We start from the raw sequence: 24,429 nt of genomic DNA on the forward strand, positions 1-24,429 counted from the left end.
GGTTGGAATGGGTCGTCATGGGTGATGCGGCTCGAGCAGGCCGTTGAGCACACCCGGGGAAAAATGGGCATCGACGTAGTCGGCCAGGCCGTCGAAGACGCTGTCGAGCGTGCGGCAGCGCTGGCCGAACAGCGCCTGCAGCACGGCCGGCGACTCGAACAGGCCGTGGGTGTAGACGCCGAGCACCGGGCCCTGCTGCCAGCCGAGCACCTCGCCGGCCTCGTCGTGCAGCGCGGTGGCCGCGGCCGGCAGGCCGGCGTGCTGCACCGTGCGGCCGTGGTGGATCTCGTAGCCCTCGAAGGCCACGCCGGCCAGCGCCTGCCAGGGCCCGGCCAGCGTGGCCGCGAAGCGGGCCCGGCTCGGGCGCAGCAGCTTGACCGGATCGAACTGCGTGACCAGCGGCAGCAGGCCCAGGCCGGGGCCATTGGCACCGATCACCGCGGCGGCGGGGCCGCCTTCGACGCCGTGCAGGTCGATCAGCGCCTCGCCCAGCATCTGCAGGCCGCCGCAGATGCCCAGCACCGCCCCGCCGGCGCGGGCGTGGCGGTTGATGGCCGCATCGAGCCGCTGCGCCCGCAGCCAGGCCAGGTCGGCGCTGGTGTGCTTGGAGCCGGGCAGGATGACCCAGTCGACCCCGTCGAGCCCGGCGGGCTCGCGCACCCAGCTCAGGCGCACCTGCGGCAGGTTGCGCAGCGGCTGGAACTCGTCGAGGTTGCTCAGCCGCGGGTAGGCGATCACGGCCACGCGCAGCGGGCGCTGGCCGGTGCCGCCGGTGGAGCGCTCGTCGAACACGCCGTCCTCCTCGGGCAGGCCGTGCTCGCGCCACATCGGCAGCACCGCCACCGTGGGCACGCCGGTCAGCGCCTGCAGCTGCTCGGGGCCGGGCGCCAGCAGCGCCGCGTCACCGCGGAAGCGGTTGAGCACGAAGCCCCGGATCAGCGCGCGCTCGTCGGCCGGCAGCAGCTGGTGGGTGCCGTAGAGGTGGGCGAAGGCGCCGCCGCGGTCGATGTCGGTGACCAGCAGGCAGGCGGCCCGCGCGGCCACGGCGGTGCGCATGTTGACGTAGTCGCTGCTGTGCAGGTTGATCTCGGCGGGCGAGCCCGCGCCCTCGATGACGACGACGTCGTTCTCGGCCTGCAGCGCCTGCAGCGCGTCGCGGGCATGCGGCCACAGCGCCTCGCTGCGGTGGCGCCAGGGCATGTCGCCCAGCGCCCGGTCGACCTCGCCCAGCACGACGACCTGGCTGCGGGTGTCGGCCTCGGGCTTGAGCAGCACCGGGTTGTGGCGCACCTCGGGGCGCACCCGCGCGGCCAGCGCCTGGAAGTACTGCGCGCTGCCGATCTCGCCCATGCGCCCGCCCGGGCCGGGCACGACGCGGGCGTTGTTGCTCATGTTCTGGGCCTTGAAGGGCGCGACCTTCAGGCCCTGGCGGGCATACCAGCGGCTCAGCGCGGTGGCCAGCCAGCTCTTGCCGGCACCGCTGGTGGTGCCCAGCACCATCACGGCACGGCCGAGGGGACGGACGGGAGTCGTCATGCGCAGTTCCGATCGAAGCAGGAGGAAGGTGAGGCCGCGGCCCCCAGGCAGGCCGCCAGCGCCGCCTGGGCCGCGGGCGGCTGCACGCTCAGGCGCACCCAGCCGGGCAGGCCCATCGAGGTGGTGTCACGCAGCTTCAGGCCACGCTCGCGCCAGCCGGCCAGCAGCGCGGCCGGGGTCTGCCCGGCGGGCCAGTGCGGCGCGCGGGCGACCAGGAAGGGGGTCACGCTGGCCTGCACCTGCCAGCCGGCGTGCTGCAGCAGCGCCACCTGGGCCTGCTTCCAGCGCCGCAGCACGGGCAGGCAGTCCCGCACCCAGGCCTGGGTGTCGGCGCCGGCCCAGCACTCGAGCAGGCCGACCGCATGCGCGCCCAGCGGCCACGACGGCGCCAGCGCCTGCACGCGCTGCAGCAGCCGGGCCTGCAGGTCCGGGCTCGCCTCGCCCAGGCTCTCTGCATGAGCCAGGGCCGCCTCGGGCGCGATCGCGTAGGCGCCCCGCACGCCGGTCAGGCCCAGCGCCTTGTTGGGCGACCAGAGCTGCCAGGCCGCCGCGGGCAGCTCGGGCGCACGGCCCTCGAGCCGCAGCGGCGCGTAGGCCCGGTCGACCACCAGCACGGCGGCGGCGGGCCGCGGCGGTGGCGCGTCGGCCCGGCCCAGCGGGCTCGACGGTTCGGTGTGCCAGCACAGGTCGGGGGCCTGATCGTCGGCCTGCAGGCCGAGGGCGGCGGCGGCACGGCCGTAGTCGCCATAACCCGGCACGGGCCAGCGCACGCGGGCGCCGGGGCGGCACAGCGCCATGGCCGTGCTCAGGCGCTGGATGAACTCGCTGGCGCTGGCCGCGGGCACGATGCGGCACGGATCGACCCGGTGCAGCCGCGCCAGCTGCTCGCGCAGCGTGTGGTAGCCGGGGTCGGGGTAATGGCGGGCGTCGACCCGCGCCAGCACCTCGACCACCCCGGGCGCGGGGCCGCAGGCGTTGGCGTTGGTGGAGAAGTCCCAGCGTGGCACGCCGAGCGCGTCCGGGCCGCCATGCAACGGCACCAGGCCGGGCAGCGCAGCGGGTGGCACGTCCGCCCGCACATCCGTCAGCAGGGCCGACGCAGGGCCCGACGTGGCCGGCGCCCCGCAGGCGCCCGCATCGGGACTCGACGTCGGGGGGATGCTCATGACGCCCCCCTGCCCGGCCCCATCGGCCCGGCCTGCGGCGCCATCCACGGGCTCGGGATCTGAGCCAGCCATGGGCCGGCCACGTCGGCCAGCCAGGGCAGCAGGCCCGGCAGCCGGTCCGCCGCCCCCGGCAGGCCGGCCAGGCCCAGCCCGGCCAGCGCCGTCAGCAGCAGGCCCAGCCAGGCGTGGGCGGCCAGCGTGGCCAGCAGCAGCGCGCCCTGCAGGTCGGAGGATTCGGGCGGGCGGCCGGCGGCGTTGAGCACGTAGACCCCGGGCTTGGACAGGCGCACGCCCAGCTGCAGCGCCATCGCGCCCATGGGCCAGCCGCCGTTGGGCGACGGGGTCAGCGCGGCCTGGTCGGCCAGCAGGCCCCAGGCACTTGGGCGCCAGCACGGGCGCAGCAGCAGCGCGCTGACCCGGGCGGTGGGCCAGGACAGCAGGTCGTCGGCGCGCGCGGCCCACTTGCCGGCCCACTCCCAGGCGCCGCGGTAGCCCCACATCGCGTCGGCGGTGTTGGCGAAGCGGTAGAGCACGGCCCCGGGCAGGCCCAGCAGCAGCAGCCAGGCCAGCGGGGCGATGAACGAGTCGTTGAGGTTCTCGGCCAGGGTCTCGATGGCCGACTCGCGCACCTGGCTGGCGTCGAGCACCGTCACGTCGCGGCTGACCAGGCGGGCGAGCCGCTGGCGACCGGGCTCGAGCCCCTGCTGCAGCGCCGCGCCGACGGCGGCCACCTCGTCGTGCAGCATCCGCCAGGCGAACAGCGGCTTGAGCAGCACGGCCAGCAGCGGCAGCGCCAGCAGCGCGGGCAGGCTCAGCAGCCGAGCCTGCAGCCAGGCGGCCGCGGCCATCAGCAGGCCGGCCAGCACCGTCCAGGCCAGCGCGCCACCGGGCAGCGCCAGCGCGGGCCGCGCGCGGCGCAGCCGCCGCCCGACCGGCCCCAGCACCCGGCCCAGCCAGGCCACCGGGTGCCAGGCGTCGGGCGGCTCGCCCCAGCGCCGGTCCCCGAGCCAGGCCAGCAGCAGCGCCCCGGCCAGCGCCAGCGGCCAGGGCGCCGGGGCGCACAGCAGCGCAAGCCAGCCGGAGGCGCTCATGCCGTCCTAGTCCTCGATGCCACGCTGGGCCGGCACGCCGGCCCGGAAATGGTGCTTGACCAGCGTCATCTCGGTGACGGTGTCGGCCAGCTCGATCAGCTCGTCGGGCGCGTTGCGCCCGGTCAGCACCACGTGCACATGGGCCGGCCGCTCGCGCAGCGCCTGCAGCACCGGCTCGAGCGGCAGCCAGCCGTAGCGCAGCGGATACATGATCTCGTCGAGCACGACCAGGAAATGCTCGCCGGCCCGGATCACGGCCTCGGCCCGCGCCCAGCCGTCGCGGGCCAGCTGGGCCGAATGCTCGAGGTCCTTGCTCTTCCAGGAAAAGCCGTCGCCCAGGCCCTCGATGGGCACGCCCAGCTGCTCGAACAGCCGGTGCTCGCCGAAACGGGCGCTGGGCACCTTCATGAACTGGTAGATCCGCACCGCCTTGCCGCGGCCGTGGGCGCGCAGCGCCAGGCCGAAGGCGGCCGTGCTCTTGCCCTTGCCGTCGCCGGTGTGCACGAGGATCAGGCCGCGGCGCTCGCCTTCGGGCACGCGGCGCTCACGGTCGACGGGAGGGGATTCGATCTGCATGGTGGACGGGTTCCGGGTTCAGGGCAGGACTCAGCCGCGCCGGTGGCGGGTGAGCTCGATCACGGTGGCCTGGCGGGCCGGCGGCGCCTCCAGGCAGGCAAGGGCCTCGGCCGCCTCGGGCGGCGGCACGCCGGCAGCGGCGGGCTCGGGCTCGGGCGGCCGCGGTTCGGCCGGCTCGCTCCCCAGCCGCGGCACGGCCAGCCACTGCTCGCCGACCCGCTGGATGCGGATGGCGCCGCCGAAGACCTCGACCAGCGCCCGGTGCACCCACGGGTCGTCGCTCGCCCCGATGGCACGCACGTCGCCCTGGGCCAGCACGACGAGCTGGTCGGCGGCCAGCGCCAGGTTGAGGTCGTGCAGCACGCTGATGACCGTGCCGCGGCGACCCAGGCGCATCATCAGGCGCACCAGCGCGATCTGGTGCGGCGGGTCGAGGTGGGTGGTCGGCTCGTCGAGCAGCAGCACCGGCGCCTGCACCGCCAGCGCACGCGCCAGCAGCACGCGCTGGCGCTCGCCGCCCGACAGCTCGGACAGGCGGCGGTGCTGCCAGCCCTGGCATTCGGTGTCGGCCATGGCCTGCTGCACGATGGCCTCGTCCTGCGGGCCCGGGCTGGCGAGCAGGCCGAGCTGCGGCAGGCGGCCCAGGTGCACGACGTCACGCACGGTCAGCTCGCCGCTGGCCTCGCCCTGCTGCGCCATCCACGCCAGCTGGCGGGCCCGCTCGCGCGGGCGCCAGCCGGACAGCGGCCGCCCGGCCAGCCGCACCTCGCCGGCCTGCAGCGGCTGCAGCCCGGCCAGCGCGCGCAGCAGCGTCGACTTGCCTGCGCCGTTGGGGCCGACGATGGCGGTCCAGCCGGGCGCGAACGACAGGTCCAGCCCGTGCAGCACGCGGCGTCCGCCCAGCTGCACCTGCAGGCCGCTGGCCTGCAGGTGCCATGCCGGCACGGCCGTGCCCGATCGAGCCTGGTCCATCACACCCCTCCCCGGCGCCGCAGCAGCCACAGCAGATAACAGCCGCCCAGCACCGCGGTGAGCACGCCCACGGGCAGCTCCTGCGGCGCGACGACGGTGCGCGCCATCACGTCGGCCACCAGCAGCAGCGCGCCGCCCATGGCCGCGCTGGCCACCAGCCGGTAACCGTGGGCGGCCTGCACGAAGCGCCGCACCAGGTGCGGCGCGACCAGGCCGACGAACGCGACCAGCCCGGCCTGGGCCACCGCCGTGCCGGTGGCCAGCGCCATCAGCACGACCATCACCAGCCGCAGCGTCGGCAGCGGCAGGCCCAGGCTGGCGGCGCTGTCCTCGCCCAGCGTCAGCGCATCGAGCACGCGCGACAGGCGCCAACTCAGCGGCAGCACCAGCGCCAGCACGGCCGCCAGCGCCACGTCCGACGCCCAGCCGAGGAAACCGGTGGTGCCCAGCAGGAACATCTGCCGCCCGCGCATCGCCTCGGGCGACACGGTGGTGATCAGGTCGTTGACCGCGCCCAGCACCACGCCGACGACCACGCCGGCCAGCAGCAGCCGGGTGGTGTGCTGCGCCCCGCGCGCCAGCGACAGCGTCATCGCCACGCCGGCCAGCGCGCCGGCGAACGCCGCGGCCACCAGGCCGACGCGGGCCAGCAGGTCGGCCGACACCAGGCTCAGGCCGGCCCCGGCCAGCGTGCTGGCCGCCAGCACCAGCACGACCCCGAGCGAGGCGCCCGCGGCCGAGCCCAGCAGGTAAGGATCGGCCAGCGGGTTGCGGAACAGGCCCTGGGCGATGGCCCCGGCCAGGCCGAACAGCGCCCCGGTCAGCCAGGCCCCCAGCGAGCGGGGCGCGCGGATCTGCCAGACGATGAGCTCGGCCTCGGCGCCGTGCAGGTCGGCCCAGCGCCAGCCTTCGCTGCCGGCGACCAGGCCGCAGCCCAGCGCCAGCAGCGACACCACCAGCAGGCCGACGGCCAGCACGCGGCGACGCCGCTGCTCGAGCGTGTTCATCGCGGCGCGCGGTCGAGCCGCTCCAGGCAGGAGGCCACCAGCAGCGCGGCCTCGCCCATGCGCGGGCCGGGGCGCACCAGCATGTCGTAGCGCTCGGCGTCGAAGCCGCAGGTCTGGCCGCTGCGCAGCGCGGCCAGCGTCGACCAGCCCGGGCGGGCCGGCATGCTCGCGAGGTTGCGCTGCACGGCCATGATCAGGTCAGGCCGGGCGCGCACGATGAATTCGGGGTTGAGCTTGGGAAACGGCCCCAGCGGTGGCGGCACGATGTTGCCCAGGCCGAGCCGGGTCAGCGTCTCGCCGATGAAGGAGGACGTGCCCGCCGCGTAGGGCGCGGCGTCGATCTCGAAATAGACCCGCTGGCCCCGCAGCCGCGCCGGGGTGCGGCCGGCGGCCTGCTGCAGCTGGGCCTCGATGCGCGACCACAGCAGCGGCCCCTGCTCGGGGCGGCCGATCAGCGTGGCCAGCAGGCCCAGCGAGCGGCGCACGTCGGCATGGTCCTTGGCCTCGATCGCGAAGACCTTGACGCCCAGCGACTCGAGGCGCTCGAGCGCCCGCGAGGACAGCCCGGCGACCACGACATCGGGCCGCAGCGCGACGATGCGCTCGATCTGCGCGTCGTCGAGCCCGCCCAGGCTCGGCAGGCGAGCCACCGAGGCCGGCCAGTTGGAATGGCGGTCGACCCCGACCAGGCGCTCGCAGGCGCCGAGCGCGCAGACCGCCTCGGTCAGCGAGGGCAGCAGGCTGACCAGGCGCTGCGGCGGCTGGGCCAGCACCAGCTCGGCGCCACGGTCGTCGCGCAGGTGCACCGGCTGGGCCCGGGCCCCGGCGGCCGTGGCCAGCAGGCCGGCGACCAGCAGCACGGCCGCCAGGGCCCGGTGGATGAACCCGCACCGCCACCAGGACGGCGGCCGCACCCGCCCGAGGCGCAGGGCCCGGCTCATGGCCGGCCCCCGTCGTCGGCCTGCACCGGCCGGCTCCAGGCCTGGCCGGCGACCATCAGCGTGAGCTGGCCGCAGGCCGAGGCGACGCGCTGGTTCAGCCGGCCGAGCTCGTCGACATAGTCACGCACCTCGCGACCCATCGGCACGATGCCCCAGCCGACCTCGTTGGAGACGAACAGCACCGGGCTGGCCAGCCCGGCCAGCGTGTCGATCAGGCGCTGCTGCTCGGCGGCCCAGCCATCGAGGTCGGGCGCGCCGTGCATCGGCATCAGCCAGTTGGTCAGCCACAGCGTCAGGCAGTCGACCAGCAGCAGGCGGTCGGGCCGGGCCGCGGCCGCCAGGGCCGCGGCCAGATGCAGCGGCGCCTCGACGGTGTCGAAACCCGCCGCTCGCTCGGCCCGGTGGCGCTGGATGCGCGAGGCCATCTCGGCATCGGCCGCCAGCGCGGTGGCCACCACCGTCACGCCGCGACCGGGCCGCGCCCGCTGCCAGGCCAGCGCCAGCCGCTCGGCCTGGCGCGACTTGCCGCTGCGCTGCCCGCCGACGATCAGGTGGTGGTGTGCGGCCATCGCTCAGATGCGCGGCGACCAGCGCAGGCCGACGTAGAGCTGGCGCTGCTGGACCGAGTAGTACTGAGCGCTCTCGTAGGCCTGGTCGAACAGGTTGTCGACCCGGGCCTCGAGGCGCCAGTCCCGCGCGAAGCGCCACTGGGCATCGAGGTTGAGCACCGTGTAGCCGGCCAGGCGCCGGGTGGCGGTGTTGGCCGCGTTGTCGTAGCGGGTGCCCGAGGCCAGCACCTGCGCGCCCAGCGTCCAGTCGCCCAGGTCGGTGTCGGCCTTCAGGCTGGCGTGGCGACGGGCCCGGCGGGTCAGCAGCTTGCCGTTGTTGGCGCTGCTCGCGTCGGCGTTGCGCGGCGACAGCGCGTCGATGCTGCCCGACAGGCGCACGGCGCCCAGCTCGGTGCCGCCCTCGAGCGTCAGGCCCTGCAGGCGGGCCACGCCGACGTTGTTGTAGCAGCCGTACAGGCTGGCGCAGGGGCTGGTGCCGGTCACGCTCTCGTAGACGATCAGGTCACGCACGCGGTTGCGGTAGACCGTCAGGCCGGCGTGGTTCACGCCCTCGCGCCAGTTCAGGCCGGCCTCGACGTTGAAGCCCTGCTCGGCACTCAGGCCGGCCTTGCCGTATTCGCTGAAGCGCTGGTAGAGCGTGGGTGCACGGAAGGAGTTGCCCGCCGAGGCGCGCACCCGCCAGCCCGGCGCGAGCTCGTAGGCCGCGCCCAGCAGGCCGGTGGTGTGGCCGCCGAACTCGCTGTCGTGGTCCTGGCGCACATGGGCCTGCAGCGCGAGCGCGCCGTGATGCCACTGGTCACCGACGGCCAGCGCGTTCTGCGCGCGGCCGGCCCGGCCGTCGAGCACGCCGGAGTTGTCGAGCTGGTCCTCGCGGCGCTCCAGCGTCGCGCTGACCGTGTGCTCGCCCAGGCTCAGGGTGTTGAGCCAGGTGGCGGTGCGGATGCGGGTGCGGGTGTCGTAGGCCGACGGGCGGGTCTTGTACTGGTCCACGCTCTGGCCGAGCGTGACCTGGCTGCGCCACTCGGGCAGCCACTGCGCCGACCAGTTCAGGTCGGCCGACGAGAAGTTGTGGAAGGCGTGGTGATCGACGCCGGCGGGATAACCGTCGTACTGCGAGTTGCTGTGCGCGGAGGTCAGGCCGGCCTCGACCCGCTGGGTGGGGCTGAGCTGCCAGCCCAGGCGGGCGCTGCCGCCCCGGTTCTGGTAGCCGTCGTCGTCGGCCGAGTAGGACGAATTGGCCGGGTTGGTGATGGCGCTGAAGCCGCCGGCGCGCTCGCCGGCCACGCCCAGGGCGTAGTCGAACTCGCCGCTGCGGCCGCTCACGCGGGCGTCGAGCTTGCGCAGGCCGTTGTTGCCCAGGCCGGCGCCGAAGTCGAACGCCAGGCCGGGCTCGCCCTTGCGGGTGAAGATCTGCACCACGCCGCCCAGCGCGTCGCTGCCGTAGATGGCACCGACCCCGCCGCGCACCACCTCGATGCGATCGATCTGCGACAGCGGCAGGGCCTCCCAGGGCGCGCCGCCGGTGGACTGGGAGTCCACGCGCACGCCGTCGATCAGCACCGCGACGAAGCGGCTTTCAGCGCCACGCACGAAACACGAGGTGATGCCGCCCGGGCCGCCGTTGCGCGAGATCTCGAAGCCGGCGGCCGAACGCAGCAGGTCGGCGACGTTGCCGGTGGCGCGGCGATCGAGGTCCTCGCGGCTGAAGACGCTGACGTCGGCGATGGCCTGGCTGATGCGCTGGGGCACGCGGGTGGCGCTGATGATGACCGGATCGAGCGCCTCGGCCGCCCGGGCCGGGACGGTCGCGGCACCGATCAGCACGGTGGCACAGGCCAGGGCGACACGACGGGGCGACAGCGGAGGGGCCTGATGCACGGACACGCACACAGGACGGGACGGGCGCACGAGACGCCGGGAGAGATCGGACATGTTGAGAGCAGAGGTGAGCTCAGGCACCGGCTTCCCCGCCAGCACCTGCATCCGAGCCGCGCATGCGCGGCTCCCTGTTGGCCGGTATCCGGGCTGACGAACGAACCAGTGCGACCTTCCCGGGAGCCGTGAGGCCGACCCAGTGGCATGAACACACCAGCAGGGAGTGGAGAACTCCCGTTCGCTTACCGTTGCGGGGGCAGCGCAGGTTGGGCGTGACCCGTGGGGTCGGACCTTCCTGCTTCCCGTTTAACCGTGCGGCTGTGATAGCCGGCACGAGCACCAACGAGGAACATTGTAATCGGCAATGGTGCGGCCACTACAATCAGATGGACTGGGGGCCGTTCCCGCGGCCCTGGTTACAACACCTTCGACATGTCCACACTTGAAGACCTCGCCGAACGGGTAGAACGGCTGCTGCTGCGCCACGAAGAGCTCAAGCGCACGAACCTGCAGCTCGCGCAGCAGCTCGAGTCGGTCACCTCCGAGCGCGACAACCTGCGCTCGCGCCTGTCGGCCGCGCGCAACCGCATCGACGCGCTGATCGAGCGGCTGCCACCGAGCGACGAGCGCCTGTCGAGCCATGAACCCGAAGGTGGCGACCGCGGCATGTCCGGTGGAGGCGTCTGAGCATGAAACAGCTTGAAGTCAGCATCATGGGCCAGACCTACATCCTGGCCTGCCCCGAAGGCCGCGAGACCTCGCTGCTGCTGGCCGTCGACAGCGTCGACCGCGAGATGAGCACGATCCGCGACGCCGGCCGCGTCAAGGCCCGCGAGCGCATCGCCGTGCTCGCGGCCCTGAACCTGGCCTACGCGCTGTCGGAGCGGCCCGCCACCTCGGCCACGCCCGGCGACGACGGCACCCCGGTCGACAGCGCCGCGCAGCAGGCCGGGGCCGAATGGGCCGCGGCCGCCGCACGCCTGGACCTGCGTTCGCTGGTGCAGCGTGTGGAAGCCGCACTCGGCGACACCCCCGCATCGAGCTGAGGCTTTCGCGGGCCGCGGCGGTCGGCTTAGAATGGATCCGTCCGTCGCGTCCGCGAAGGTTTTATATTTCCTTGAACCGATGCTCTCGCGAGCCTGGGCTTGGAACATTGCCTGACTGGTGTGATCGTCTCGCGTCAGATGAACCCGACGACAGGCTGACCTCGCCCACCTGAATCCCCTGGGTTCAGGAATGCGGCCTTCGGTTCGCGACGGACACCTTTTCGCCCTCCTCCTTTCCCCTTCCCCCTCCGAGATGATCGACCTCCAGCTGGCACTGGAACTGATGCTGCTGGGCTGTGCCACCGGCTTCCTGGCGGGGCTGCTGGGCATCGGGGGCGGCATGCTGCTGGTGCCCTTCCTGACCTGGCTGCTGTCGCAGCGTGGCATCGACGGCGGCCTGGCGGTCAAGATGGCCATCGCCACCTCGATGTCGACCATCCTGTTCACCTCGATCTCCAGCGTGCGGGCGCACCACCGCCGCGGCGCGGTGCGCTGGGACGTCGTGCGCCGGCTCGCCCCGGGCATCGTGCTGGGTGGCCTGGTGGCGGGTGCGGGCGTGTTCGCGATGCTCAAGGGCCAGGCGCTGGCGCTGATCTTCGCGCTCTTCGTCGGTTTTTCGGCCACGCAGATGCTGCTCGACCGCAAGCCGGCGCCCAGCCGGCAGCTGCCGGGCCCGGCGGGCAGCCTGGGCGCGGGCGGCCTGATCGGTTTCGTGGCCGGCCTGGTCGGCGCGGGCGGCGGTTTCATCTCCGTGCCCTTCATGACCTGGTGCAACGTCGCGATGCACCATGCGGTGGCCACCTCGGCCGCGCTGGGCTTCCCGATCGCGCTGGCCAACACCGTCGGTTATGTCGTGGGCGGCTGGTCGCTGCAGACCGGCCTGCCCGGCACGCTCGGTTATCTGTGGCTGCCCGCGCTGGCCGCGGTGGCCAGCGCCAGCGTGCTGACCGCGCCGCTGGGCGCCCGGGCGGCCCACGCGATGAACGTGCGCCAGCTCAAGCGGGTGTTCGCGATGGTGCTCTATCTGCTGGCCGGCTACATGCTGTTCAAGGCGCTGACCGTCTGAGGGCGGTGCCCGTGCCGGCGCCGGCCGGACCGGCGCTCAGCGGGGCTGCTGGTCGGCCAGGCTGATGGTGGCCAGCGCGACCCGGTTGCCGCCGCGCTGGCGCGCGTCGAACAGGGCCCGGATGGCCGCCTGGCTGAGCGCGTCGAGCGCATCGGCCGTGTGCGGGAAGCTGGCCACGCCGACCGACACCTCGAAGCCGAACGAATGCCCGCTCTGCACCACCAGCTGGGTCGCGCAGGTGCGGCGCAGGTGCTCGGCGCGGGAATGGGCCGTCGCCAGGCCGACGCCCGACAGCAGCACCGCGTAACGGTCGTCCCCGAGCTGGGCCAGCACGTCCATCGCGCGGGTGTTGCCACGCAGGATCTGCGAGATGCTTTCGGCCACGCGCGGCATCAGCGCCGGCGCTTCGGTGGCCAGCTGCCGATCGACCCGGTCCACCGACAGCAGCAGCAGCGCGAACTCGCGCTGCTCACGCTGCGACAGCGCCACCTCGCGGCGCAGGTGCTCCTCGAAATGCTCGCGGCGGAACAGGTCGAGCGGCCGGTCGACGCCGGCCGCCACGTCGCGGCGCAGCTGCTCGAACTCGCCCTGCTGGCGCTCGATCTGGTCGAGCGCCGCCTTCAGGCGCTGGCCCGACTGGCGCGCCTGGCCGTGGTCCCACCACACCGTCAGCAGCTGGGACCCCTGGCCCTCGGGGGCCAGCACGATGCGCCAGCTGCGGTACTCGAGCGCCTGCTCGCCCCGCTCGAAACGGTGCTCGTCGGCCGCCGGCTGGCCCGCTGCCAGCGCCCGCAGGTCGGCGGCCTTCATGGCCTGGGCATCGACCAGCGGCAGCAGCTGCAGATCGGTGCGCCCGACCAGCGTGTCCGGCTCGGACGCCCCCAGGAAAGCGAGCATGGCCGCATTGGCCCAGAGGTAGGCCCCCGTGTCCGCCTGCTTGACCGACACGAGCGCGCCGTCGACGCCCAGCAGGGCGAGCAGACCCCCGGCCAGGGCCGCAGGATCGGAGGAGACAGGCGATGTGGACATAAGGAACAGGAGCGCGGTGCCATGACCGCCGCAGATTCACCACCGACCATGATACGCAGCCGGCGCGCCGCCCACTCGCGGGCTTGCCCGCGCAGGCGCGGCCGGATCAGCCGATCAGCAGCTGCAGGCCACGCTCGTATTCACCGGTCAGGCGGTCGAACAGCTCCAGCAGGTCCTCGCTGGAGGCGGCCAGCGCCATGCGGCCTTCGTGCGTGCCCATCGTCGCCTCGCCCTTCAGCATGGTCTGCCAGGCGCGGTCGACCCCGGTCAGCGCCTCGCGGATCGAGCCGTTGCTCAGCGGCAGGTCACGCAGGAAACCGAGCGACTGCTCGAACGCGGCCCGGGTCTGGCCCCGCTGCTGCAGCTCGGCCTCGGCCACCGGCCCGGACAGCGAGGCCAGCAGCGCCTGCTTGGCCAGGCGCTGGGTCAGCATGCGCTGGCGACCCGACACGTTGATGACCTGCAGGTTGGTGACCGGGCCGGCCGTGGTCAGGGCCGCGGTCAGGCGCTCGGCCTGCAGCAGCAGGTCCTCGCCCAGCGCATCGACCTGGACCAGGCTGACGGCGTTGACCGGCGCATCCAGCGTCCGGCGCAGCAAGGCCCAGGTGGCCTCGGCCGCCTCGATCAGGTCGCCGAAGGTCGGGCGCGACAGGCTGCGGCCCAGGCCGGCGAACAGCTGCTCGGCCTGCTGGCGCGAATCGGCCAGCAGCGCGCGCGAACCGGCGGCCTCGACCCCGGCGACCAGCAGCGCATAGAGCTTGACGATGCGCTGCGACAGCATGCGCAGCCGCCCGGCGCGGTTGATCGCGTCGGCGTAGTGCACCGCGTCGATGACCTGCTGCGAGACCTGGCCCATGCGCATCTTGTTCTGCATGGACGCGGTGCGCAGCAGGCGGAAGGCCTCTTCCTCGTTGACCCGGCGCGAGCTCATCAGGATGCCCTTGGCGCGGTCGACCAGCTTGCGCTCGCTGTAGCGCTGGTTGACCTCGGCGAGCTCGCCACGCAGCGTGGTCTCGACCCGGAAGCGGGCCTGCGCGAGCTGGATCAGCGGGCGCAGGCGCTCGGGTGCATACCCGTTGACGACCCAGCCCTGCACCCCCGAGGCCAGCGCCTGCTCCATCGGCTCGGCGCGCACGTCGCTGGTGAAGACCAGCACCGGCCGGGCCGCGGCGGCGGCCAGCAGGCGGGTCGACTCGAACAGCTCGTCGCCCGGCAGCGGCTCCCAGATGACGACCACATCTGGTGCAAGACGCACCGCCTCGCGCACCAGAACATGACATTCACATTGCCCCAGCACCTGCAGTCCGACCGACCGGAGGTCTGCCGACAGCTCGGGCATGCACGGGGCGGCGGAGGCGGCAAGCAGTACGGAAGTCACGGGCAGGTTGGCAGAAATGGTGGCGATGCCCGAGCATACCGGCTGGCGCGCAGGCTGTGCAGCCCTCGGGATCCGGCCGTGCGCCAGCACTGGCATGCGCTTTGCAATGTTCCTGGTCAAGAAGTCGCAAGGTCGCGATTTTGACCGGTAGAACTGCACCGCCGGTCATGTGCACGTCGATGTGCGCAGCCATGTGCCTCCACCCAGCGCCGAGCTGGGCATCTGCCCTGACCAGATGAGCGACACATGCGCCATGAACACCCCTGCCCACCCGTTCCTGAACAGGCTCATGCCATGAGCCCTGCATCGAGCCGCGCCTGTCCGTGTGCCGCCGCACCACGTGCAGCCCGCATCTTTATCGCCTGATGTGCCTTGAGGAGTGACCCCATGAAAAAGATGAAGCTGGTGATGATCGGCAACGGCATGGCCGGTGTGCGCACGCTGGAAGAGCTGCTCAAGATCAATGACGAGCTCTACGACATCACGGTCTTCGGCGCCGAGCCGCACCCGAACTACAACCGCATCCTGCTCAGCCCGGTGCTGGCCGGGGAGCAGACGCTCGACCAGATCATCCTCAACCCGCTGAGCTGGTATGCGGACCACGGCATCACGCTGCACCTGGGCGCGACGGTCACCCACGTCGACCGCGGCGCGCGCCAGGTCACGGCCGTGAACGCCGCGGGCGAGACCCTGACGGCCGACTACGACCGGCTGCTGATCGCCACCGGCTCGACGCCGTTCATCCCGCCGGTGCCGGGGCGCGACCTCGAGGGCGTGATCGCCTACCGCGACATCGCCGACACGAACACGATGATCGAGACCGCGAAGACCCACCGGCACGCGGTGGTCATCGGCGGCGGCCTGCTGGGCCTGGAGGCGGCCAACGGCCTGATGCTGCGTGGCATGGCCGTGACGGTGGTGCACATCGGCAGCTGGCTGATGGAGCGCCAGCTCGACACCGTCGCCGGCAAGCTGCTGGAGAAGTCGCTGGCCGAGCGTGGCCTGAAGTTCGCGCTGGGTGCGCAGACCGCCGCGCTGCTGGGCAACGAGGCGGGCCGCGTGCGCGCGGTGCAGTTCAAGGACGGCACCGAGATCCCGGCCGACCTGGTGGTGATGGCCGCGGGCATCCGCCCCAACACCGCGCTGGCCGAGCGGATGGGCCTGCACTGCAACCGCGGCATCGTCGTCAGCGACACGATGCAGACGATCACCGACGCCCGCATCTACTCGGTGGGCGAGTGCGCCAGCCACCGCGGCATCGCCTACGGCCTGGTCGCGCCGCTGTTCGAGCAGGGCAAGGTGCTGGCCGCCCACCTGGCGCAGACCGGCCTGGGCATCTACGGCGGCAGCCAGACCTCGACCAAGCTGAAGGTCACCGGCATCGACCTGTTCTCGGCCGGCGACTTCATGGGCGGCGAGGGCTGCGAGGAGATCCTGCTGTCCGATCCGGTCGGCGGGGTCTACAAGAAGCTGGTGGTCAAGGGCGACCGGCTGATCGGCGCCTGCCTGTACGGCGACACCGTGGACGGCAGCTGGTACTTCAAGCTGATCCGCGACGGCCAGGCCATCCACGACATCCGCGACAAGCTGATGTTCGGCGAGAGCCACCTGGGCGACGCCGGCCACCAGGGCCAGAGCAAGGCCGCGCTGATGGCCGACACCGACGAGGTCTGCGGCTGCAACGGCGTGACCAAGGGCAGCATCTGCAAGGCCATCAAGGAGAAGGGCCTGTTCACGCTCGAGGACGTGCGCAAGCACACCAAGGCGAGCGCGTCCTGCGGCTCCTGCACCGGCCTGGTCGAGCAGCTCATCATGTTCACCGCCGGCGGTGACTACGACGCCTCGCCGAAGAAGAAGGCGCTGTGCGGCTGCACCGACCACAGCCACCAGGACGTGCGCGACGCGATCCGCGAGCACCGGCTGCTGAGCGGCGACGAGGTCCGCAAGGCCCTGGGCTGGAGGACCCCCGACGGCTGCCCGAGCTGCCGCCCGGCGATCAACTACTACCTGATCAGCACCTGGCCGAAGGAGGCGCGGGACGATCCGCAGAGCCGCTTCATCAACGAGCGCAGCCACGCCAACATCCAGAAGGACGGCACCTACTCGGTGGTGCCGCGCATGTGGGGCGGCGAGACCACCGCGGCCGACCTGCGCCGCATCGCCGACGTGGCCGACAAGTACGCGATCCCGACCGTCAAGGTCACCGGCGGCCAGCGCATCGACCTGCTGGGCGTGAAGAAGGAAGACCTGAAGGCCGTCTGGACCGACCTGGGCATGCCCTCGGGCTTCGCCTATGGCAAGTCGCTGCGCACGGTGAAGACCTGCGTGGGCAGCGAGTGGTGCCGCTTCGGCACGCAGGACAGCACCCGCATGGGCCAGGACCTGGAGCGCGCGCTGTGGGCGATGTACTCGCCGCACAAGGTCAAGCTGGCGGTGTCGGGCTGCCCGCGCAACTGCGCAGAGGCCGGCATCAAGGACGTGGGCATCATCGGCGTCGATTCCGGCTGGGAGATGTACGTCGGCGGCAACGGCGGCATCAAGACCGAGGTGGCGCACTTCTTCGTCAAGCTCAAGACCGCCGGCGAGGTGATGGAATACGCCGGCGCCTTCCTGCAGCTCTACCGCGAGGAGGGCTGGTACCTCGAGCGCACGGTGCACTACATCAACCGCGTCGGGCTGGACCACGTCAAGGACAGGATCCTGAACCAGCACGAGCGGCGCCGCCAGCTGTGGGAGCGCCTGCAGTTCAGCCTCGACGGTGCCGCCGACCCCTGGCTGCAGATGGACGAGGCCGGCGTGGACGAGCGCCAGTTCCGGCCCGTGGCGATGATCGCCCCGACCTGAGCCGCACCCGCCGCGACCCGTCATCAAGAAGACCAACGAGGATCTGCCATGAGCGACTGGAAAGTCATCTGCCGCATCGACGACATCCCGGTGCTAGGCGCACGCCGCGTGGCGCGCCCCGGCTCGGTCGATGTGGCCGTGTTCCGCAACAGCGAGGACCAGGTCTTCGCGCTGCTCGACCGCTGCCCGCACAAGGGCGGGCCGCTGAGCCAGGGCATCGTGCATGGCCAGAGCGTGGCCTGCCCGCTGCACAGCTGGAGCATCGGCCTGGCCGACGGCTGCGCCAAGGCCCCCGACGAGGGCTGCACGCCCCGGTTCAGCGTCAGGCTGGAGGCCGGCGAGGTCCTGCTCGACGCCGACGAACTGTCGAGCATCGCCGTGGGCGAGCCCGCCCCCCTGCGCTGAGCCAGCGATGATCCCGAACGACCTGCGCACCTGAAACGGGGCTGGAGATTTGCATGACTGAGACCCGTTCGACCTGTCCCTACTGCGGCGTGGGCTGTGGCGTCATCATCGAGAGCGATGGGACGCAGATCACCGGCGTGCGGGGCGACCCGGACCACCCGGCCAACTTCGGCCGCCTGTGCACCAAGGGCTCGACCCTGCACCTGAGCGCCGCCGCCCCGGTGACCCGGGCCACCCGCCTGCTGCAGCCGCTGCAGCGGCTGAGCCGCGGCAGCACGCCCCAGCCCGTCGGCTGGGAGGCGGCCCACACGCTGGCGGCCGACCGCTTCGCCCGCATCATCCGTGAGCACGGCCCCGACGCCGTCGGCTTCTACCTCAGCGGCCAGCTGCTGACCGAGGACTACTACGTCTTCAACAAGCTGGCCAAGGGCCTGATCGGCACCAACAACGTCGACACCAACTCGCGGCTGTGCATGTCCAGCGCGGTGGCCGGCTACAAGCGCACGCTGGGCGCGGATGCGCCGCCGTGCAGCTACGAGGACTTCGCGCTCGCCGACACGGTGTTCATCAGCGGCAGCAACACCGCCTGGGCCCACCCCATCCTGTTCCGCCGGCTCGAGGACGCCCGCCGCGCCCGGCCCGACCAGCGCTGGATCGTGGTCGACCCGCGCCGCACCGAGACCGCCGACAGCGCCGACCTGTTCCTGCAGATCCAGCCCGGCACCGACGTGGCGCTCTACCACGGCATGCTGCACGTGATGCTGTGGGACGGGCTGACCGACCTGTCCTACATCGCCGCCCACACCGAGGGCTTCGACGCGCTGCGCGACACCGTGCGCTCGTGGACCCCCGCCGAGGCCGCACGGGTCTGCGGCATCGCCGAGGACGACCTGGTGCAGGCCGCCCGCTGGTTCGCGCAGAGCGACCGGCGGGATGCCCGCGACGGCCGGGTCGGCACGACGATGTCGCTGTACTGCCAGGGCCTGAACCAGAGCGCCGCGGGCACCGACAAGAACGCCGCGCTGATCAACCTGCATCTGGCCACCGGCCAGATCGGCGTGCCCGGCGCCGGCCCGTTCTCGCTGACCGGCCAGCCCAACGCGATGGGCGGGCGCGAGGTCGGCGGGCTGTCCAACCTGCTCAGCGCCCACCGTGACCTGGGCAACCCGGCCCACCGGGCCGAGGTGGCCGCGCTGTGGGGCGTGTCCGACGTGCCGGCCCAGCCGGGCCGCAGCGCGATCGAGATGTTCCAGGCCGCCGCCGACGGCGAGATCCGCGCGCTGTGGATCGCCTGCACCAACCCGGCCCAGTCGCTGCCCGACGCCACGACGGTGCAGCGGGCGCTGGAGCGCTGCGAGTTCGTCGTGGTGCAGGAGGCGTTCTCGACCACCGCCACCTGCGCCTACGCCGACCTGCTGCTGCCCGCGACCACCTGGGGCGAGAAGGACGGCACGGTCACCAACTCCGAGCGCCGCATCAGCCGGGTGCGCCCGGCGGTGGCCGCACCCGGCCAGACCCGACACGACTGGAGCATCGGCGTGCAGTTCGCGCGGGCACTCGAGGCGCGCCTGCCCGAGCGCCTGAACGGCCGGCCCACGCTGTTCCCCTACCCCACGCCCGAGTCGATCTGGAACGAGCACCGCGAGAGCACGCGCGGGCGCGACCTCGACATCACCGGGCTGAGCTACGGCCTGCTCGACGAGATCGGCCCGCAGCAGTGGCCGATGGCCGAGGGCGAGGCCCGCGGCCGGGACCGCCTCTACGAGGACGGCGTGTTCCCGACCGCCAGCGGCCGGGCGCGGTTCAGCGCGATGGCCTACCGCCCGGTGGCCGAGCCGCGGGACGCGCGCTACCCCTTCGCGCTGAACACCGGCCGCCTGCGGGACCAGTGGCACGGCATGAGCCGCACCGGCACGCTGGGCCGCCTGTTCGGCCATGTGGCGGAGCCGGCGATCGAGCTCAATGCCAACGACCTGGCCCGCCGCGGCCTGGCCGAGGGCGACCTGGTCGAGGTGAGCTCGCGCCGCGGCAGCATCGTGCTGCCGCTGGTGGTCAGCGACACCGTCGCGCCCGGCCAGGCCTGGATTCCGATGCACTGGGGCGGCGAGGTGCTGGGCGGACGGGATGCCGAAGGCGCGCCACGCCTGGGTGTCAACGAACTGACGCTGCCGACGAACTGCCCGACCTCGCGCCAGCCCGAACTCAAGCACTGCGCCGTGCGCATCGAGAAGGCCGCCCTGCCCTGGCGCATGCTGGGCCTGGCCTGGCTGCCGCAGGAACAGGCGCTGGCCGTGCGCGAGCAGCTGCGCGCGCTGATGGGCGACTACGGCCACGCCGTCGTGCTGCCCTTCGGCCGCGAGCCGCACGCGCAGGGACTCGGCGGGGTGCTGTGGCGCGCCGCGTCGGACCGGCCCGCCAGCCTGGAGCAGGTGCAGCGCATCGTCGCGCTGCTGGGCCTGGACGGCCCCGAGACGCTGCACTACCAGGACCGCCAGCGTGGCCAGCATCGCCATGTGCGGCTGGTCGACGAGCGGGCGCTGGACGGCAGCACCGACCGCGTGCTGCGCGGGGTGCTGCTGGCCGGCGACACCCGCGCCGAGGCCTGGATGAAGACGCTGCTGCAGGACGAGCTGCCGGCCCAGGCCTACGGCCGGCTGCTGCTGTCAGGCAGCCCCAGCGCACCGGTCGCGCTGGCCCCGCGCGGCCGGCAGGTCTGCACCTGCCTGAACGTCAGCGAGCCGCAGATCATCGCCGTGCTGGGCCGCTGCGGTGGCTCACCGGACGAGCGACTGGGCCGGCTGCAGGGCGAGCTGAAATGCGGCACCAGCTGCGGCTCCTGCCTGCCCGCGCTGCGCACCCTGGTGCAGCAGCATCCCTGCACCGCCGGCACGCCCGAGGCCACCCCCCAAGCCCATTGATCCCGCAACGTGGCCCATCCCGCCGCAGAGCGGGCAGGCCACGCCCTGAACTCCCCACCTGGTTTCCCCCATGGCTTCCTACAAGACCTTCCTCAAGGCAGGACACTGGCCCACGCTGGCCGCGTCCTTCCTCTACTTCGACTTCTGCTTCGCGATCTGGGTGCTCAACGGCGCCATGGGTCCGTTCATCAGCGAGACCTACGGCCTCGATGCGGCGCAGAAGGGTTTCATGATCTCGGTGCCCATCCTGGCCGGGGCGCTGATGCGTTTTCCGCTCGGGGTGCTGTCGCAGTACATCGGCCGCAAGAACGCCGCCATGGTCGAGATGGGGCTGATCGTCGCCGCGCTGATCTCGGGCTACGTGTTCGTCGACAGCTACGACGGCGTGCTCGCGATGGGCGTGCTGCTGGGCATCGCCGGGGCGAGCTTCGGCGTCGCGCTGTCGCTGGGCTCGGGCTGGTATCCGCCGCAGTACAAGGGCCTGGCGATGGGCATCGCCGGGGCCGGCAACTCCGGCACCGTGCTGGCCGTGCTGTTCGCGCCGCCGCTGGCCATGAAGTACGGCTGGCAGGCGGTCTACGGCCTGGCGGCCTGCACCATGCTGCTGCCGATGCTGGTGATGTGGTTCGCCGCCAAGGAACCGCCGGACCGTGAGCACCAGACCTTCCGCGAGCACATCGCCTGCCTGTTCGAGAAGGACGGCTGGTCCTTCAGCCTGATCTACATCATCACCTTCGGCGGCTTCATCGGCCTGGCCAGCTTCCTGCCGACCTACTTCCACGACCAGTTCAAGGTCACCAAGGTCGAGGCCGGCCAGCTCACCATGCTGGCCACGCTGATGGGCTCGGCCGTGCGGGTGCTCGGGGGCTACATCTCCGACCGCGTCGGCGGCATCAACACGCTCAGCGGCGTGCTGGTCGTCGTCTCGATCACGCTGGTGGCCTGCGGTTTCGCCGGCGAGTCGGTCGCGGTCACCACGCTGCTGTTCATGTTCTGCTTCGCCGCGCTGGGCGCGGGCAACGGCGCGCTGTTCCAGTTGGTGCCGCTGCGCTGGCCGCTGACCACCGCGGTGGCCGGCTCGATGATCGGCGAGATCGGCGCGCTGGGCGGGGGCTTCCTGCCCAACGCCATGGGCCTGTCCAAGCAGCACAGCGGCAGCTACCTGTGGGGCTTCGTCGCCTTCGCGGTGCTGACGCTGGTGATGCTGGCGATGCTGCGCATCGTGCAGATCCGCTGGACCCGCACCTGGGCCGAGAAGGGCGGCCGCGCCCGCAGCACCCCGTCGACCGTCGGCACCGTGCGCTGACCGACCGGTCACGCAACGGCCCCCCGCAGGGCCACGCCCCGGCGGGGCCGGCCCCACGCCTCAAGCGCCAGGCTCCGTTTCGGGGCCTGGCGCTTTTTGACATCTGCATCAGGAAAACGGCTTGCCATGCCGTTTCTTGATATGAATATCAAGTTCGATCTGCCCGCTTCAGCCAGGCTCGACGCGTGAGCCACCCCGCTCAGGGCGCCACGGCACGCTCGATCTGCCGTCCCCGCAGGCCCGGCCCGTCCAGGTGGGGCGCGATCAGGGGGCTGGCGATCAGCGGCTGAGGCCCCGCGGCCTGGCCGGACTCCGCGGCCGGCCGGGGCTGACCGGCGACGACGTTCACCGTGCCCTGGCGGATCGGCTGCTCCTGGCCTCCCCGGGGGCACGCCCGGTCGGTGTAGATCACCTCACCCCCCTTCTGGCACTTGCGCACCCCGCCGATGGGCACGTCGCTCAGCCGGGCCGGCGGCCGTGGCGCCGGCCCGGGGCCGACATCACGCACCGAGCCGTTGTCGAACGGGATCTGCACCGCCCGCGTGTCCTTCGGTGACAGCAGGGCCTGGACCCACTGCGCGTGGCGATGGCGCCAGCCAGCGGCCAGCAGGATCAGCAGCAGGGAGCCGAGGAAAAGTCGTTTGAGCAGCATCGGACGCGCCAGGCAGTGCATGCGCCGCAGGGGACAGCCCCCTGCAGCCAGGGCACCGACTGTGAGGCGGTCCTGCGGCCGGCGATATCCACCGGATGGGTGAAGGCGACGGGTGTCGAGCAGTCCGTCACGGGCGCCGGCAGAAAGCCTGTCGTGGTGGCGGGTCACGGCGGATCACGGCGGATCACGGGCGGATCAGCGTGGCAGGAACAGCAGCCAGAAGATCAGCAGCAGGTTGAAGAGGATGGAGACGATGGTGGCGACCTTCCACAGCACGGCGGGGTCGCGCAGCGCCAGCGGCGTGGCGGGCAGTGCGGACACCGGGCGGGACGCGCCACGCTCCAGGGCGAGCACGAGCTCCTCGGCGGTCTCGAAGCGCAGGCGCGCATCGCGGGCGACGGCCTTGAGCAGCAGGTGGTCGAGCCAGATGGGCACGTCCGGGCGCAGCCGCGACGGGGGGGTGGGGTCGCGACGGAAACGGCCGCTCTGGTAGGGCTCGACCTCGCCGTAGGGCAGGCGGGCGGTGACCCACTGGTAGAGCGTGACGCCCAGGGCGTAGAGGTCGCTGCGCGCGTCGACGGGCTCGGGCGGGTCGGCCCACTGCTCGGGGTTCATGTAGCTGGGCGTGCCCGCGTGCAGGCTGCGCTGGGACTGCGGCTCGCGGCCGGAGACGGCCACGCCGAGGTCGAGGATGCGCCACTGGCCGTCCTCGCCGAGGTGCAGGTTGCCGGGCTTGATGTCGCGGTGGACCACGCCGGCGCGGTGCAGCTTGCCCAGCGCGCGGGCGATGGTGAGCGCGCCCCGCACGACCTCCGACAGCGGCACGGGATGCCCGGGGTCGCGACGCTCGATCAGCTGCTCGAGCGTCTGGCCGGTGTGCCAGTCGAAGACGGCATAGAAGGCGCTGGGGCGCACGGCCTCGCGCAGGCGCACGAAGCCGGCCGACTCGGTGGCGGCGAGGCGCTCGGTCAGGCGCAGGCCCAGCCAGGCCTCGTGGGCGAGCATGGCCCGCTCGTCGTGGTCGCTGGCACGGCTCTCGTGCAGGGTCTTGAGGGCGACGAGCTCGCGGCTCTGCAGGTCACGCGCCTGGTAGAGGCGGTGCACGCCGGTGTCGGCGACCAGCGCGGTGATGGCGTACTGGTCGAGCGTCTGGCCCACCCGCAGGCGCGGCGGCACGGGCAGGTGGCGCCCGGCCAGCAGCACGTCGTCGTAGCGCCCGGCCGCCAGGCCACGCACGCGCAGGACCAGCGCGGTGCAGTTGTCGCGGCTGCCGGCGGCCAGCGCCGCGCCGACCAGCGCATCGCTGGTGACCTGGGCCTGCTCCTGGCCGAGCAGCAGCGCCTGCAGCCGAGGCTGCTTGAGGGCCCCGTGCACCCCGTCGCTGGTGAGCAGGAAGACGTCGCCCACCCGCAGCACGCCCTGGAAGAAGTCGATGCGCACCGGATCGTCCAGACCGATCGCGCGGGTCAGGCCGCTGTGGAAGTCGAGCACGTCGAGCGCGTGGTCCTGGGTGAGCTGGATCAGCTCGCCGTCGCGCAGCAGCCAGGCGCGGCTGTCGCCGACATGGGCCACGGTGTAGCTGTGGCCGCGCAGCACCAGCGCGGTGAGCGTGCTCATGGCGCTGCCCGGCTCACGCACCCGCTGGCCGTCGGGGCCGCGCGAAAGCGCGGCGCGGCGCTTGTTGTGCCCCACCAGCCAGGCGTTCTGGGCGCTGATCAGGCGCTCCAGCGCCACGGTGGTGTCCCAGGTGGCGGGGGCGCCGAAGTAGTCCTGCACCAGGCTCTTCACCGTGGTCTGCGCCGCCATGGCGCCCCCCCCGCCGGTGGACACGCCGTCGGCGAGCGCGGCGATCCAGCCCAGCGCCTCCTCGTGGGGCTGCGGCTGCTGCACGGCCACGAAGTCCTCGTTGTGCTCGCGCTTGCCCCGCTCGCTGCGGTGGCCGATGTCGACGTCGAAGGTCATGGGCGGATTGTCGACGCTGCAGCGGGTCCGAGCCGCAGCATCGCACCCGGGTTTGCACGGCCGCGGCACCGGCGCCGGGCGCGGGCACTA

General features: G+C 72.8%; 19 protein-coding genes, 1 pseudogene and 1 riboswitch. Of the genes and pseudogenes, 7 read left to right on the forward strand and 13 right to left on the reverse strand.

Translation table 11 applies throughout. The features are described 5' to 3' along the window. Positions 1-15: 15 nt before the first annotated feature. The 9 genes and pseudogenes from C7444_RS17620 to C7444_RS17660 all read right to left on the reverse strand — a co-directional run bounded on the left by C7444_RS17620 (position 16) and on the right by C7444_RS17660 (position 9,790). A complete protein-coding gene (locus C7444_RS17620) occupies positions 16-1,536 on the reverse strand; it encodes a cobyric acid synthase (RefSeq protein WP_245909622.1) in 1,521 nt (506 codons plus the stop codon). Next, positions 1,533-2,702 (reverse strand): aminotransferase, encoded by a 1,170-nt coding sequence (locus tag C7444_RS17625; RefSeq protein WP_245909623.1) that lies wholly within the window; start codon positions 2,700-2,702, stop codon positions 1,533-1,535. The genes C7444_RS17620 and C7444_RS17625 overlap by 4 nt, the downstream gene beginning before the upstream one ends. Continuing rightward, a complete protein-coding gene (gene cbiB, locus C7444_RS17630; protein ID WP_110402171.1) occupies positions 2,699-3,793 on the reverse strand; it encodes an adenosylcobinamide-phosphate synthase CbiB in 1,095 nt (364 codons plus the stop codon). The genes C7444_RS17625 and cbiB overlap by 4 nt, the downstream gene beginning before the upstream one ends. Positions 3,794-3,799: 6 nt before the next feature. Continuing rightward, positions 3,800-4,369, reverse strand: coding sequence for a cob(I)yrinic acid a,c-diamide adenosyltransferase (gene cobO, locus C7444_RS17635; protein WP_110402172.1), 570 nt, complete (start codon positions 4,367-4,369; stop codon positions 3,800-3,802). Positions 4,370-4,549: 180 nt separating this feature from the next. Then, positions 4,550-5,341, reverse strand: a pseudogene (locus C7444_RS17640) (ABC transporter ATP-binding protein); the annotation flags it as partial. Continuing rightward, complete coding sequence (locus C7444_RS17645; protein ID WP_110402174.1) at positions 5,341-6,348, reverse strand: FecCD family ABC transporter permease; 1,008 nt, start codon at positions 6,346-6,348, stop codon at positions 5,341-5,343. The pseudogene C7444_RS17640 and the gene C7444_RS17645, both read right to left, overlap by 1 nt. Continuing rightward, entirely contained in the window at positions 6,345-7,289 is a 945-nt protein-coding gene (locus tag C7444_RS17650; RefSeq protein WP_110402175.1) for an ABC transporter substrate-binding protein, read from the reverse strand. The genes C7444_RS17645 and C7444_RS17650 overlap by 4 nt, the downstream gene beginning before the upstream one ends. After that, positions 7,286-7,858 (reverse strand): bifunctional adenosylcobinamide kinase/adenosylcobinamide-phosphate guanylyltransferase, encoded by a 573-nt coding sequence (gene cobU, locus C7444_RS17655; protein ID WP_110402176.1) that lies wholly within the window; start codon positions 7,856-7,858, stop codon positions 7,286-7,288. Before cobU ends, C7444_RS17650 begins: the two co-directional genes overlap by 4 nt. 3 nt (positions 7,859-7,861) lie before the next feature. After that, on the reverse strand, positions 7,862-9,790 hold the full coding sequence (locus C7444_RS17660; RefSeq protein ID WP_110402202.1) for a TonB-dependent receptor domain-containing protein: 1,929 nt from the start codon (positions 9,788-9,790) through the stop codon (positions 7,862-7,864). A 62-nt stretch (positions 9,791-9,852) separates the two neighbouring features. Continuing rightward, a riboswitch (cobalamin riboswitch) is annotated at positions 9,853-10,092 on the reverse strand. 73 nt (positions 10,093-10,165) lie between these two features. Between C7444_RS17660 and C7444_RS17665 the strand changes: the two genes are divergently transcribed. The 3 genes from C7444_RS17665 to C7444_RS17675 all read left to right on the forward strand — a co-directional run bounded on the left by C7444_RS17665 (position 10,166) and on the right by C7444_RS17675 (position 11,845). Then, positions 10,166-10,420: a DUF904 domain-containing protein gene (locus tag C7444_RS17665; RefSeq protein ID WP_110402177.1), complete on the forward strand. Its 255-nt coding sequence runs from the start codon at positions 10,166-10,168 to the stop codon at positions 10,418-10,420. 2 nt (positions 10,421-10,422) lie between these two features. Next, positions 10,423-10,779, forward strand: coding sequence for a cell division protein ZapA (locus C7444_RS17670; protein ID WP_110402178.1), 357 nt, complete (start codon positions 10,423-10,425; stop codon positions 10,777-10,779). Between the two features lie 253 nt (positions 10,780-11,032). Then, positions 11,033-11,845, forward strand: a complete 813-nt coding sequence (locus C7444_RS17675; RefSeq protein ID WP_110402179.1) for a sulfite exporter TauE/SafE family protein — start codon at positions 11,033-11,035, stop codon at positions 11,843-11,845. Positions 11,846-11,881: 36 nt separating this feature from the next. On the opposite strand, the gene C7444_RS17680 is transcribed toward C7444_RS17675, so the two are convergent. Together C7444_RS17680 and C7444_RS17685 are read right to left on the reverse strand one after the other, a co-directional pair. Next, on the reverse strand, positions 11,882-12,874 hold the full coding sequence (locus C7444_RS17680; RefSeq protein ID WP_110402180.1) for a sensor domain-containing diguanylate cyclase: 993 nt from the start codon (positions 12,872-12,874) through the stop codon (positions 11,882-11,884). Positions 12,875-12,980: 106 nt separating this feature from the next. Continuing rightward, positions 12,981-14,252 carry a type IV pili methyl-accepting chemotaxis transducer N-terminal domain-containing protein gene (locus C7444_RS17685; RefSeq protein ID WP_110402181.1) on the reverse strand — a complete coding sequence of 424 codons (1,272 nt, stop codon included), beginning with the start codon at positions 14,250-14,252 and terminating at the stop codon, positions 12,981-12,983. 387 nt (positions 14,253-14,639) lie between these two features. Between C7444_RS17685 and nirB the strand changes: the two genes are divergently transcribed. The 4 genes from nirB to C7444_RS17705 all read left to right on the forward strand — a co-directional run bounded on the left by nirB (position 14,640) and on the right by C7444_RS17705 (position 21,725). Continuing rightward, positions 14,640-17,096, forward strand: a complete 2,457-nt coding sequence (gene nirB, locus C7444_RS17690) for a nitrite reductase large subunit NirB (protein WP_110402182.1) — start codon at positions 14,640-14,642, stop codon at positions 17,094-17,096. Positions 17,097-17,144: 48 nt separating this feature from the next. Continuing rightward, positions 17,145-17,501 (forward strand): nitrite reductase small subunit NirD, encoded by a 357-nt coding sequence (gene nirD, locus C7444_RS17695; RefSeq protein ID WP_110402183.1) that lies wholly within the window; start codon positions 17,145-17,147, stop codon positions 17,499-17,501. 53 nt (positions 17,502-17,554) lie between these two features. After that, positions 17,555-20,419 carry a nitrate reductase gene (locus C7444_RS17700; protein ID WP_110402184.1) on the forward strand — a complete coding sequence of 955 codons (2,865 nt, stop codon included), beginning with the start codon at positions 17,555-17,557 and terminating at the stop codon, positions 20,417-20,419. Between the two features lie 70 nt (positions 20,420-20,489). After that, complete coding sequence (locus tag C7444_RS17705; RefSeq protein ID WP_110402185.1) at positions 20,490-21,725, forward strand: MFS transporter; 1,236 nt, start codon at positions 20,490-20,492, stop codon at positions 21,723-21,725. A 199-nt stretch (positions 21,726-21,924) separates the two neighbouring features. On the opposite strand, the gene C7444_RS17710 is transcribed toward C7444_RS17705, so the two are convergent. Both C7444_RS17710 and C7444_RS17715 read right to left on the reverse strand, forming a co-directional pair. Next, positions 21,925-22,377, reverse strand: coding sequence for a hypothetical protein (locus C7444_RS17710; RefSeq protein ID WP_146219436.1), 453 nt, complete (start codon positions 22,375-22,377; stop codon positions 21,925-21,927). A gap of 195 nt (positions 22,378-22,572) precedes the next feature. After that, the gene (locus tag C7444_RS17715) at positions 22,573-24,339 is read right to left on the reverse strand and encodes a bifunctional protein-serine/threonine kinase/phosphatase (protein WP_110402187.1); all 1,767 of its coding nucleotides are present in this window, start codon (positions 24,337-24,339) and stop codon (positions 22,573-22,575) included. Positions 24,340-24,429 lie beyond the last annotated feature (90 nt).

The organism is Sphaerotilus hippei (assembly GCF_003201595.1).
GTDB lineage: Bacteria > Pseudomonadota > Gammaproteobacteria > Burkholderiales > Burkholderiaceae_C > Sphaerotilus > Sphaerotilus hippei.

Bases quoted from the DNA above. Each gene is read 5' to 3' on its own strand.
- C7444_RS17620 (WP_245909622.1), bottom strand. From the start codon at position 1,536: ATGACGACTCCCGTCCGTCCCCTCGGCCGTGCCGTGATGGTGCTGGGC.
- C7444_RS17625 (WP_245909623.1), bottom strand. From the start codon at position 2,702: ATGAGCATCCCCCCGACGTCGAGTCCCGATGCGGGCGCCTGCGGGGCG.
- cbiB (WP_110402171.1), bottom strand. From the start codon at position 3,793: ATGAGCGCCTCCGGCTGGCTTGCGCTGCTGTGCGCCCCGGCGCCCTGG.
- cobO (WP_110402172.1), bottom strand. From the start codon at position 4,369: ATGCAGATCGAATCCCCTCCCGTCGACCGTGAGCGCCGCGTGCCCGAA.
- C7444_RS17645 (WP_110402174.1), bottom strand. From the start codon at position 6,348: ATGAACACGCTCGAGCAGCGGCGTCGCCGCGTGCTGGCCGTCGGCCTG.
- C7444_RS17650 (WP_110402175.1), bottom strand. From the start codon at position 7,289: ATGAGCCGGGCCCTGCGCCTCGGGCGGGTGCGGCCGCCGTCCTGGTGG.
- cobU (WP_110402176.1), bottom strand. From the start codon at position 7,858: ATGGCCGCACACCACCACCTGATCGTCGGCGGGCAGCGCAGCGGCAAG.
- C7444_RS17660 (WP_110402202.1), bottom strand. From the start codon at position 9,790: ATGTCCGATCTCTCCCGGCGTCTCGTGCGCCCGTCCCGTCCTGTGTGC.
- C7444_RS17665 (WP_110402177.1), top strand. From the start codon at position 10,166: ATGTCCACACTTGAAGACCTCGCCGAACGGGTAGAACGGCTGCTGCTG.
- C7444_RS17670 (WP_110402178.1), top strand. From the start codon at position 10,423: ATGAAACAGCTTGAAGTCAGCATCATGGGCCAGACCTACATCCTGGCC.
- C7444_RS17675 (WP_110402179.1), top strand. From the start codon at position 11,033: ATGATCGACCTCCAGCTGGCACTGGAACTGATGCTGCTGGGCTGTGCC.
- C7444_RS17680 (WP_110402180.1), bottom strand. From the start codon at position 12,874: ATGTCCACATCGCCTGTCTCCTCCGATCCTGCGGCCCTGGCCGGGGGT.
- nirB (WP_110402182.1), top strand. From the start codon at position 14,640: ATGAAAAAGATGAAGCTGGTGATGATCGGCAACGGCATGGCCGGTGTG.
- nirD (WP_110402183.1), top strand. From the start codon at position 17,145: ATGAGCGACTGGAAAGTCATCTGCCGCATCGACGACATCCCGGTGCTA.
- C7444_RS17700 (WP_110402184.1), top strand. From the start codon at position 17,555: ATGACTGAGACCCGTTCGACCTGTCCCTACTGCGGCGTGGGCTGTGGC.
- C7444_RS17705 (WP_110402185.1), top strand. From the start codon at position 20,490: ATGGCTTCCTACAAGACCTTCCTCAAGGCAGGACACTGGCCCACGCTG.
- C7444_RS17710 (WP_146219436.1), bottom strand. From the start codon at position 22,377: ATGCTGCTCAAACGACTTTTCCTCGGCTCCCTGCTGCTGATCCTGCTG.
- C7444_RS17715 (WP_110402187.1), bottom strand. From the start codon at position 24,339: ATGACCTTCGACGTCGACATCGGCCACCGCAGCGAGCGGGGCAAGCGC.